Source organism: Mycobacterium sp. TH-M11 (genome assembly GCF_057473725.1).
Genome location: NZ_JBYCLD010000255.1, coordinates 1 through 11,318, shown reverse-complemented (window position 1 = coordinate 11,318; position 11,318 = coordinate 1). Strand labels below are relative to the sequence as shown.

The window sequence follows — 11,318 nt, the reverse complement described above, 5'->3', positions numbered from 1 at the left end:
GTGGTCAGCGTCTCCCCGGGAAACACCGGTTTGGTGAATCGTGCGTCGATGGCGGTGACCGCATGGGCGTCCCCGTTGCCGAGTTCGGCGATCAGCGCACGTCCGGCGAAGCCGTAGGTGCACAAGCCGTGCATGATCGGCTCGGGGAAGCCGGCCAGCTCCTTGGCGAACCACGGATCGCTGTGCAGCGGATTGCGGTCGCCCGACAGCCGGTAGATCAGCGGCTGGTCTTTACGGGTGGGCAGTGCGACCCGCGCGTCGGGCTCGCGGTCGGGGATCGCCGGCGCGGCGGGGCGCTCGCCCGGCTGTCCGCCGAAGCCGCCCTCACCGCGGATCACCAGCGTGGTCAGCGTTTCGGCGACCAGCGTGCCGGAGTCGGGATCGCTGCCGCGACCGCGCAGCATGATAATCGCGTTCTTGCCCTCGCCCTTGTCCTGAATGTCGACCACCTCGGTGACCACCGATAGCTTCCCGGCGGGCGGCAACGCCGCATGCAGCCGGATGCCCTGCGAACCGTGCAGCAGCATCGCCCAGTTGAACGATCCGACTTTGCCGGCCGCACCAAAGGCCGGACAGCAGATCACGGCGTAGGTCGGCAGCACCTGCTGGTCGATGCCATGGCTGTTTTCGGTGGTGAATTTCAAATCGTCAAGACCGGCGCCCACCCCGAGGGCATAGAGCAAGGTGTCGCGGTCGGTCCACTCGAACAACATGGGTTCGGTGGTCGCGCCGACGGCATTCGGGTCGATCGCCATGGTTGTCTCCTCTTCGGTCGGGTCTTTGGCCATTCCATCACTGGAACCGGTTGGGTGATTTATTGGGCCAACCCGGGCAAATTCCCCACGTCGAGAGCTCCGGCAAGGCAGGCTATCGCCATGCGCAATCGCACCCGCACCGTTATCTGGAAGGCCGCTGCCGTCCTGGCGGCCGTCATCACCGTCAGCGCCTGCTCGGGATCGCCGCACGTCCGTACCATCACCCTGACCTTCATTCGGCATGCCGACGCACAGAGCAACGCCGAGCACGTCATCAACACCGACATCCCCGGCCCGGGCCTCACCGAGGAGGGCCAGGGGCAAGCCGAACAGCTGGCTCATCAGCTGGCACGCAACAACTTCGACAGCATCTACGCCTCCGACATGCTCCGCGCCCAGCAGACCGCTGCACCGCTGGCCCACGCGCTGGGCAAGCGGGTCGAGATACTGCCCGGGCTGCGGGAAATCAACGCGGGTTGGTACAACGGCGCACCGAGCAAGCGGGCCGACCTGACGTATCTGGTCGCGCCAAAGCTGTGGCTGGCCGGCGACGTCAAGGACGCGATTCCCGGATCGATCAGCGGCCAGGAGTTCAACGACCAGTTCAGCGCGGCCGTCCAAAAGATCTACGACAGCGGCAACAGCAAGCCGGTGGCGTTCAGCCATGCCGTATCGATCATGTACTGGACGCTGATGAACGTGAAGAACCCCAAGGACAGCCTGGCAACCAGCCATCCGCTGCCCAACCTCGGCCGCGTCGTGATCACCGGTAGCCCGGCAAAAGGCTGGACACTGGTCGACTGGGACGGAATTCGGGACTTCAGCCACTGATCTAAGCGCCGGTCACGGTACGGTACTGGACAGTACTACCCTGGTGTGTCTAGGGTTTCGTGCTGTGAACAAGACGGCTGAGCGTGGTGCACCGCCTTCGACCTGGTCACCCCGAGAAACCGAATTACTCGAGGTGACGCTCCAGCTACTGCAAGAGCATGGCTATGACCGCCTGACTGTGGACGCCGTGGCTGCCGCTGCCCACGCCAGCAAGGCGACCGTGTACCGGCGCTGGCCATCGAAGGCCGAACTGGTGCTCGCGGCATTCATCGAGGGCGTCCGCCAGGTCGCGGTGCATCCACAGACCGGCACGCTGCGCGGCGACCTGCTGCAACTGGGAGTAGCGATCCGCGACCACGCAGTTGCGCAGGCCGGCACCATTCGCGCCGTGCTGGTCGAGGTGTCGCGCCACCCCGCCCTCAACGAAGCCATGCATAACCAGTTCCTCGCTCAACGCAAAGCCCTGATTCAGGACGTGTTGCGGGATGCGGCCGGGCGTGGCGAGATCGACGCCGCAGCGATCAGCGATGAACTCTGGGACGTACTGCCCGGCTATCTCATCTTCCGGACCATCATGCCGAGCCGGCCCCCCACCCGGCAGACGGTGGAAGCCCTCGTCGACGAGGTCGTCATTCCGAGCCTCACTCGAAAGATCAACGAGTGAAGGGTATTTCGGTGACCAACTTGGTCAGGCGGCGGTGGATGGTACTGGTCACGATCGTGGTCGTGGCCCTCGCGGGGTTCGCCGTCGATCGACTGCACGGCGTCTTCGGTTCACACAAGAACGCCTCGCTTGCCGGCGGAGTCTCCAGCGAGATCGTCCCGTTCAATCCCAAGCACGTCGTCTATGAGGTCTTCGGCGCCCCAGGGGCTACGGCCACCATCAACTTTCAAGACGTCCACGCCGCACTGCAACGGGTCGACAATGCCCCGCTGCCGTGGTCTTACACGATCACCACCACCGACCCCGCGGTCATCGCCAACGTAGTCGCCCAGGGCAACGGCGACACGCTCGGCTGCCGCATCACCGTCAACGGCGACGTCAAAGACGAGAGGACCGTCAAAGAATTGAGCGCCTACACCTTCTGCCTGGACAAGTCCGGATGAGCGGCCACAGCATCCGCCGGCCACGGGTCGCGCACACCATCCACCGCCTCGCGGTGCCGATCCTGCTGTTCTGGGTGGCGATGGCGGCTATTCCGAATATCTTTGTGCCGCAACTGGAAGAGGTCGGCCGACTGCACAACGTCGGCCTCAGCTCGCCGGAGGCGCCGTCGTATCAGGCGTTCAAACACATCGGGAAAGTGTTCCACGAGTTCGACACCGACAGTTCGGCAATGATCGTGCTCGAGGGTGACAAGCCGCTCGGCCCTGAGGCCCACCAGTTCTACGACCAACTAATCCACAGGTTGGAGCGCGACGACAAGCACGTCCAGCACATCCAGGACTTCTGGGGCGACACGCTGACCGCGGCGGGCTCACAGAGCAGCGACGGCAAGGCCGCCTACGTCCAACTCTTTCTCGCCGGAGCCCAGGGCGAGGCGCTGGCCAACGAGTCCGTCGACGCGGTGCGCGCCACAGTGGACCGCATGCAGACACCACCGGGTGTCAAGGCCTACGTCACCGGCGCGGCGCCGTTGATCGCCGACCAATTCACCGAGGGCAGCAAAGGCTCCGACAAAGTCACCGCGCTGACCGTGGCGGTGATCGCGGTGATGCTGTTCGTCGTCTACCGGTCCTTCGCCACCACTTTGCTGGTTCTTGCCACCGTCCTCATCGAGATGGCCGCGGCGCGGGGATTCGTGGCCTTCCTCGGAAACGCGGGAATCCTGGGGCTGTCCACCTATGCGACCAATCTGCTCACGCTGCTGGTGATCGCGGCCGGGACCGACTACGCGATATTTTTCGTCGGCCGCTATCACGAGGCCCGCTCGGCCGGCGAGGAGCGAGCAGACGCGTACTACAGCATGTACCGCGGTACCGCACACGTTGTCCTCGGATCGGGCCTGACCGTCGCCAGCGCGGTGGCCTGTCTCACGTTCACTCGACTGCCGTATTTCCAGAGTCTGGGCGTTCCCGCGGCGATCGGGATTCTCGTCGCCTTGGCGGCCTCGCTCACCCTGGGGCCGGCGATCCTGGTCATCGCCAGCCACTTCGGGCTGTTCGATCCCAAACGCGTGCTGCAGACCCGCAGCTGGCGGCGAATCGGCACCGCGATCGTCCGGTGGCCGGGCCCAATTCTGGTGGTGTCCATTGCGATTGCGCTCATCGGCCTGCTCGCTCTGCCCGGCTACAAGACCAGCTACGACACCCGCCCCTACATCCCGGCCACTGCGGCGGCCAACGTCGGCTACACCGCGGCCGAGCGGCACTTCCCCCGCGCCCGGCTCGAACCCGAGTTGCTGATGATCGAGGCAGACCATGACTTGCGCAATCCGGCCGACATGCTGGTGCTGGACAAGGTCGCCAAGGCCGTCTTCCACATTCCGGGGATCGCCATGGTGCAGTCCATCACCAGGCCGCTGGGATCACCACTGGATCACAGTTCGATCGCCTTTCAGATCAGCCAGCAAAGCATCGGCCAGGTACAGAACCTCACCTATCAAGCCGACCGCGCGCGCGACTTGCTGCGCCAGTCACAAGAACTCGACAAGACCATCGGTATCTTGCAGCAGCAGTACACCCTTCAGCAGCAACTCGCCGGCGCCACCCACGAAGAGACCCAGAAGTTTCACGAAACGCTGGCGATCATCTCCGAGGTGCGGGACAAGCTGGCGAATTTCGACGACTTCTTCCGGCCGCTGCACAGCTACTTCTACTGGGAGAAGCACTGCTATGACATCCCGGCGTGCTTCGCGCTGCGCAACACCTTCGAGGCCATCGACAGCATCGACCAACTCAGCGAGAAATTCGAAGACCTGGTCGTCAGCCTGGACAAACTCGACAAGATTCAGCCCCAACTGGTCGGGCTGATTCCCCCGCAGATCGCCAGCCAGGAAGTCAATCGCGAACTGACGCTGAAGAACTTTGCCACCAACCTCGGGATCGACAAACAGTCCGCGACGGCGAACGACAAACCTGCCGCACTGGGGCAGGCTTTCGACAAGTCGAAGAACGACGACCTGTTCTACCTGCCGCCGGAAGTGTTCGACAACCCCGACTTCAAGCGCGGCCTCAAGCTGTTTCTGTCGCCCGACGGCAAGGCGGCGCGGATGATCATCACCCACGAGGGCGATCCCGCTGAGCCCACGGCCATCTCGCGCGTCGAGCCGATCAAGCTGGCCGCGCACGAAGCCGTCAAGGGCACTCCGCTGGCGAACTCCAGCTTCTATCTCGGCGGCACGGCCTCGACCTACAAAGACATCCAAGACATGGCGACCTACGACATCTTGATCGTCGCGGTCGCCTCGCTGAGCCTGATCTTGCTGATCATGATGCTCATCACCCGAAGCCTGGTCGCGGCGATCGTCATCGTCGGCACCGTGGCACTGTCTCTGGGCGCCTCGTTCGGCCTGTCCGTGTTGCTGTGGCAGTACCTTTTCGGCATCGAATTGTATTGGGTGGTATTGGCTTTGGCGGTCATCCTGCTACTGGCCGTCGGCTCCGACTACAACCTGTTGCTGATCTCCCGGTTCAAGGAGGAGATTCACGCGGGCCTCAAGACCGGGATCATCCGCTCGATGGCCGGCTCCGGCTCGGTGGTGACCGCTGCCGGTCTGGTGTTCGCGGTCACGATGTGCGGGTTCATCTTCAGCGGTCTGCAGACCCTCGGCCAGATCGGCACCACGATCGGCCTGGGCCTGTTGTTCGACACGTTGATCGTGCGTTCGTTCATGACGCCGTCGATCGCCACGCTGCTCGGCCGGTGGTTCTGGTGGCCGCTCCGGGTGCGCCCGCGCCCCGCCAGTTCGATGCTGCGCCCCTACGGTCCGCGCCCGGCCGTTCGCCAGCTGCTGCTGTGGGACGACCCGGAGGACGACCGCGTCACACAACATTGACGCGGCGCCACACCGGGCGCACCATGTGTGGCATGCGTTATGTCGTTACCGGCGGTACCGGGTTTATCGGGCGCCGTGTGGTGGCCCGTCTGCTGGACGCCCGCTCGGACGCCGAAGTATGGGTGCTGGTTCGCCGCTCCTCGCTCGCCCGCTTCGAACAGCTGGCCGCAGAATGGGGAGACCGGGCAAAGCCACTGGTCGGCGAGTTGACTGAGCCAGGGCTTGGGCTCGCCGAGGAGGCGATCGCCGAACTCGGAGACGTCGACCACGTGGTGCACTGCGCGGCGATCTACGACATCACCGCCGCTGAAGCCGAGCAGCGCGCTGCCAACGTGGAAGGCACTCAGGCCGTCGTCGAGTTGGCCCGCCGCCTCGACGCGACCCTGCACCACGTGTCGTCGATCGCGGTGGCCGGCGACTTCCACGGCGAGTACACCGAGGACGACTTCGACATCGGCCAACAGCTTCCGACGCCATATCACCAGACGAAGTTCGAGGCCGAACTGCTGGTGCGCTCGGCGTCCGGGCTGCGGTACCGGATCTACCGGCCGGCAGTCGTGGTGGGCGATTCGCGCACCGGTGAGATGGACAAGATCGACGGGCCGTATTACTTCTTCGGCATGCTGGCCAAGCTCGCGGTACTGCCGCGGCTCACGCCGATGATGCTGCCCGACACCGGACGCACCAATATCGTTCCGGTGGACTACGTCGCCGACGCCTTGGTCGCGCTGCTGCACGCCGACGGGCGCGATGGACAGACCTTTCACCTCACTTCACCGAAAACCATTGGGCTGCGCGGTATTTACCGAGGGATTGCGGACGCGGCCGGCTTGCCTCCGCTGCGCGGGTCGCTACCACGGTCGGTGGCGGCTCCGGTACTCAAGGTACGTGGCCGGCCCAAGGTCTGGCGCAACATGATCGCCACCCAACTCGGCATCCCCGGCGAGGTGCTCGATGTTGTTGACCTTGCTCCCACGTTTATCTCCGAACAGACCCAGAAAGCGTTGCGCGGCAGTGGAATCACGGTGCCCGAGTTCGGCAGCTACGCGCCTGCACTGTGGCGGTACTGGGCCCAGCACCTCGATCCCGACCGAGCCCGCCGCGACGATCCCGAAGGTCCGCTGGTCGGCCGCCACGTGATCATCACCGGAGCCTCGAGCGGTATCGGCCGGGCATCGGCGATTGCAGTGGCAGAGCGCGGAGCGACGGTGTTCGCGCTGGCCCGCAATGGCGATGCGCTCGACGATCTGGTCACCGAGATTCGCGCCAACGGCGGTCAGGCGTACGCCTTCACGTGTGACGTCACCGATTCGGGGTCGGTCGAACACACCGTCAAAGACATCCTGGGCCGCTTCGATCACGTGGACTACCTGGTGAACAACGCGGGCCGCTCGATCCGCCGATCGGTGGTCAACCAGACCGACCGACTGCACGACTACGAACGGGTGATGGCGGTCAACTACTTCGGCGCGGTGCGGATGGTGCTGGCACTGCTGCCGCATTGGCGTGAACGCCGCTTCGGTCACGTGGTCAACGTCTCCAGCGCCGGCGTGCAGGCCCGCAGCCCCAAATACAGCGCCTACCTGCCCACCAAGGCCGCACTTGACGCGTTCTCCGAAGTGGTTGCCACCGAAACGCTCTCTGACCACGTCACCTTCACCAACGTCCACATGCCGTTGGTGGCCACACCGATGATCAAGCCGTCGCGCAAACTCAACCCGGTTCCGCCGATCACCGCCGAACATGCCGCCGCGATGGTGGTTCGCGGGCTGATCGAGAAGCCGTTGAGAATCGATACGCCACTGGGCACCTTGTCCGACGCCGGCCATTACTTCACCCCGAAGCTGTCGCGACGAATCCTGCATCAGGTCTATCTCGGCTATCCGGATTCGGCCGCAGCGCGCGGTGAGGCGCCACCGACTCCGACTGATTCGGAAGGCGTTGCCGAACAGCAGTCCTCACGCCGGCCGAAGCCGCCAGTTCGCGCCGCGGTGACCCGGGTTCGGGTGCCCGGCCCGGTCAAGCGTGTCGTACGCCTGATTCCCGGCGTGCACTGGTAACTGCGCGTTACCGGGTATCGTTTCCGCGGTGGCCGTCGCACCAGTTTTCGCCGATGTCGACACCGGTGTGGACGACGCGATCGCTCTGATCTACCTGTTGGCAAGCCCGGACGCGGAACTCGTCGGAATTGCCTCGACCGCCGGGAACGTGCCGGTGGAACAGGTCTGCGCCAACAATCTCCGACTGCTCGACCTGTGTCGTGCCGATGCCGTGCCGGTGTTCAGAGGCGCCGAGCAGCCGTTGAACTCCGCCCAACGTGCCGACAGCCCGGTGCACGGTCCACAGGGCCTGGGGTATGCCGAGCTGGCACCGACGGATCGGCCGTTGGCCGGCGACGATGCCGCGACGGCGTGGATCAAAGCGGCGCACCAGCATCCGGGTGAGTTGATCGGAGTGGCCACTGGGCCGCTGACCAACCTGGCGCTGGCGTTGCGCAAGGAGCCTGCGCTGCCGAAGCTCCTGCGCCGGTTGGTGATCATGGGCGGTGCCTACGACCACGTCGGTAACACCACTCCGGTCGCGGAGTGGAACATCGCCTTCGACCCGGAAGCGGCGGCCCAGGTGTTCGCCGGCTGGTCTGCTTCGGGAAGCTCGACGCCACAAGACCTTCCGATCTTGTGCGGCCTTGACGTGACGCGACAGGTCGCGCTTACCCCAGACATTCTTTCCCGACTGGCGGCCGCTGCCGATTCGACGACGACCACCCTCAGCGTCGAGGATGAACGCGGCACCCGGTCGTCAGCTTCCAACCCGCTCATTCGGGTGATCGAAGACGCGACGCGGTTCTACCTGGAGTCCTATCACGACCGGGGCCACGGCTACCTGGCACACCTGCACGATCCGCTGGCCGCGGCGGTCGCATTGGATCCCCAGCTTGTCCAGACCCGGCCGACCACAGTGGATGTCGAGTTGACCGGCACCCTGACCCGGGGCATGACCGTCACCGATTGGTCGGGCCGTTGGGCGCGAAAGCCCAACGCGTTGATCGCCGTTCAGGCAGACCCGACGGTGTTCTTCGACCGGTTCATCGAGGGAGTCGGGCCGTTCGCCGCATCGCTGGGCTGAGCGTTATTCGTAGATCCCCTCCAGATACCACCTCCGTTGCCGGTAGCAGAGCAGCAGCGCGGTACCGGGATCGGCCGGCCGATCCCCTTCCAGCAGCACCTGCGCCCGCGCGGTGCGGCCCGTGGCGCGATCCGGGTCCCACCACCGTTCGTCGACCGGCCAGGGCCCGGCCCACCAGTGCAGCCGGTCATCACGGCCGCGGGCGGTCAGCCGTACCGGGTCGGCGGAGAACAACCCGCGACTGGTCACCCGAATCGAATTACCTTGACTATCCAGCAATTCCACCGGATCGTCGAGTAACACCGTCGGCGACGGTTCCGGCAGCTGACCGGGCCACGGCCGATTCGGGTCGGCACCCGGCACCGGCTCGTCGCCCAGCGGCGTGAACACGATGCGCTCGGCCGGCCCGCGACCGCCGGACAACACCGGCACCTGCACCGCCTCTGGACCGAGCAGACCCTGCACCCGCACCAGCGCGCGACGGGCCCGCATCCTGTCTTCCTCGCCGAGGCCACCCCACAACGGCAACTGCAGCGCTCCCGCCGACACCACCTCCACGGCCTGCAGCCGCAACTGAACCACCGACGCGGTGGGTCGATCCACGACGATCCGGGTGTTCAACCAACCGTCCAGTTGCCAGCGCACTCGGTCGGAGGTGGCGTCCTCGGTCAGCGGCTCGGCACATCGCCACACCCGAGTCAGCTCTTCACCGTTGGCGGTCACGGCATGGACGGCCAGCCGAGTGCAACCGGCTCCGGCCGCCATCAACCTCTGGTGCAGCGCGGCGGCCAGCGAACGCCCGGCGAATGCTGCGGCGTCGACCCGGTCGATCGGCGGATCGCACTGCAGCACCGCATCGAGCTCGGCTGGGGGCTCACGCCCCGACGGCCCACGTTCCGGCTCACCGCGGGCGAACCGGTGCGCACGCACCGCGTCGGCCCCGAACCGGGAGGCCACGTCGGTTCGTGACAATGCAGCGAACTGTCCGATGGTACGAATACCCATCCGCCACAACAGATCCGCTAGATCGGCGCGTCCAGGACCGGACAGGCTGGGCTCGGTGGCGAGTTGCCGGATCGACAGCGCCGAGAGAAACCGCGCATCCTCCTCCGGCGCTACGACCCGGCCCGCCCGAGCCGCGAATACCGCAGTCGGCAGCTGATCGGCCACGCCGACCTGGCATTCGGCGCCGGCCGAGGCCACCGCATCGATCAATCGCTCCGCGACCTGCTGTTCGGATCCGAAGAACCGGGCCGCCCCCCGGACCGGTAACACCACCAGGCCGGGCCGCAACACCTCGGCGCGAGGCACCAGGTCGTCCACCGCCGCGACAACTCCTTCGAAGAAGCGCGCGTCGCGGTCGGGGTCGGCGGCCGTGACGTGCAGTTGCGGACAGCGGGCCGACGCCTCACGCCGCCGCAGCCCGCGCCGTACGCCCACCGAACGGGCCGCCGACGAACAGGCGATCACCCGGTTGGCCAACGTGACGGCGACCGGGTGGGTCGCCGGCAGTCCCGCGGCCGCGGCGGCGGCGACCGCGGGCCAGTCCATACACCAAATCGCCAACACCCGAGAAGCCACAATCACCCCGCCCGAACCTGCCTGATCGCCCGCCCCGCCGCACACACCTCGAGCCGCACCCTGCTGATCCGACCGAATCCCGGCTTGTCCGACGTGGTGTCATAACCGCTGACCCGGGCCTTCAGTCGTATCGACGCGCCCTGCCAGTCGCCGTCGGTGACCAGCAGTGTGCAACCTTTTTGCTGCGCCCGAGCCACCACGGCCCGGGCCCGGGTCATCGGCACCGAGCGCCCTCCCAGTGCCAGCACGATCAGGTCCATCCCGTCCATGAGTACCGCGGCCACCTCTACCGGGTCGGTCCCGGGATCCGGGATCACCGCAAGTCGACTGAGGTCGGCGCCCATTTCCACCGCGGCCAGCAGACCGACATCCGGTTGGCCGATGACGGCCACATTCCCACCGGCGGCCGTCACCGCGGCCATCATGCTCAGCTGCAATGACCGGGCACCTGACAGCACCGCGACCGCCCCTCGTGGCAACGCATCGGGCAACACCGGGGTCAGCCACTGCGGAACCGGGAGCCTGACTTCCGAATCCGGAAGCAGATCGTCTGCCTGGGCGTGACCGCAACGGGAAACGCCGATTCTCCCGGCCACCGCCGCCATCTGCCTGCGCAGCTGTTCTAGCTGCTCAGAACGGTCGAGATGCGGCTGTTCGGAAGTAAGCATCGCCGTCATCAAGCACTCCTGCGGTACGCGTGTTACTACTGATGTTCGAATGTATGTTCGATTACTATCAGTCAATACCTACCCACCGACAAGGTCAAGCCGATGGGTGCCGCACCGGCCGGCCAGCTAACTTCCGGACGGGCTAGAGGAGATCGGGCTGGGGCTACCACGAACGGACTGGGGCTACCACAAACGGGCTGACCAGGCCGTCGAGACCGATCAGCGCCGATTCGCCGAGCGCAGCCGAGGCCCACCCACGCCACTTCCGTTCACGCCGCTTCGCGACGCGCACACCGTCGGGCTATTCCCACTCGATGGTGCCGGGCGGCTTGCTGGTGACGTCCAGCACCACCCGGTTG

The 11,318-nt window shown here is 65.8% G+C and carries 10 protein-coding genes; 6 read left to right on the top strand and 4 right to left on the bottom strand.

Translation table 11 applies throughout. The annotated features are described in order from the left end of the window. Positions 1-755, bottom strand: a 755-nt coding sequence (locus AC2VOG_RS10520; RefSeq protein WP_486939836.1) for a MaoC/PaaZ C-terminal domain-containing protein, incomplete at its 3' end; no start/stop codon positions are given. A 120-nt stretch (positions 756-875) separates the two neighbouring features. Between AC2VOG_RS10520 and AC2VOG_RS10515 the strand changes: the two genes are divergently transcribed. The 6 genes from AC2VOG_RS10515 (at position 876) to AC2VOG_RS10490 (ending at position 8,710) form a co-directional block, all read left to right on the top strand. After that, entirely contained in the window at positions 876-1,586 is a 711-nt protein-coding gene (locus AC2VOG_RS10515) for a histidine phosphatase family protein (protein WP_486939835.1), read from the top strand. Between the two features lie 64 nt (positions 1,587-1,650). Next, positions 1,651-2,250: a TetR/AcrR family transcriptional regulator gene (locus tag AC2VOG_RS10510; RefSeq protein ID WP_486939834.1), complete on the top strand. Its 600-nt coding sequence runs from the start codon at positions 1,651-1,653 to the stop codon at positions 2,248-2,250. Positions 2,251-2,261: 11 nt separating this feature from the next. Then, complete coding sequence (locus AC2VOG_RS10505; RefSeq protein WP_486939833.1) at positions 2,262-2,693, top strand: MmpS family transport accessory protein; 432 nt, start codon at positions 2,262-2,264, stop codon at positions 2,691-2,693. Next, positions 2,690-5,584 carry an MMPL/RND family transporter gene (locus AC2VOG_RS10500; RefSeq protein ID WP_486939832.1) on the top strand — a complete coding sequence of 965 codons (2,895 nt, stop codon included), beginning with the start codon at positions 2,690-2,692 and terminating at the stop codon, positions 5,582-5,584. The genes AC2VOG_RS10505 and AC2VOG_RS10500 overlap by 4 nt, the downstream gene beginning before the upstream one ends. 32 nt (positions 5,585-5,616) lie before the next feature. Next, entirely contained in the window at positions 5,617-7,644 is a 2,028-nt protein-coding gene (locus tag AC2VOG_RS10495) for an SDR family oxidoreductase (RefSeq protein ID WP_486939831.1), read from the top strand. A 28-nt stretch (positions 7,645-7,672) separates the two neighbouring features. Further along, positions 7,673-8,710 carry a nucleoside hydrolase gene (locus tag AC2VOG_RS10490; RefSeq protein ID WP_486939830.1) on the top strand — a complete coding sequence of 346 codons (1,038 nt, stop codon included), beginning with the start codon at positions 7,673-7,675 and terminating at the stop codon, positions 8,708-8,710. A 3-nt stretch (positions 8,711-8,713) separates the two neighbouring features. Here the strand turns inward: AC2VOG_RS10490 and AC2VOG_RS10485 are convergent, their stop codons facing one another. The 3 genes from AC2VOG_RS10485 to AC2VOG_RS10475 form a co-directional block, all read right to left on the bottom strand. Further along, positions 8,714-10,261 carry a DNA polymerase Y family protein gene (locus AC2VOG_RS10485; protein ID WP_486939829.1) on the bottom strand — a complete coding sequence of 516 codons (1,548 nt, stop codon included), beginning with the start codon at positions 10,259-10,261 and terminating at the stop codon, positions 8,714-8,716. A gap of 32 nt (positions 10,262-10,293) precedes the next feature. Continuing rightward, positions 10,294-10,968, bottom strand: coding sequence for a hypothetical protein (locus AC2VOG_RS10480; RefSeq protein WP_486939828.1), 675 nt, complete (start codon positions 10,966-10,968; stop codon positions 10,294-10,296). Between the two features lie 292 nt (positions 10,969-11,260). Next, the coding region (locus tag AC2VOG_RS10475; protein ID WP_366939342.1) for a GMP synthase (glutamine-hydrolyzing) at positions 11,261-11,318 on the bottom strand (58 nt) is incomplete at its 5' end.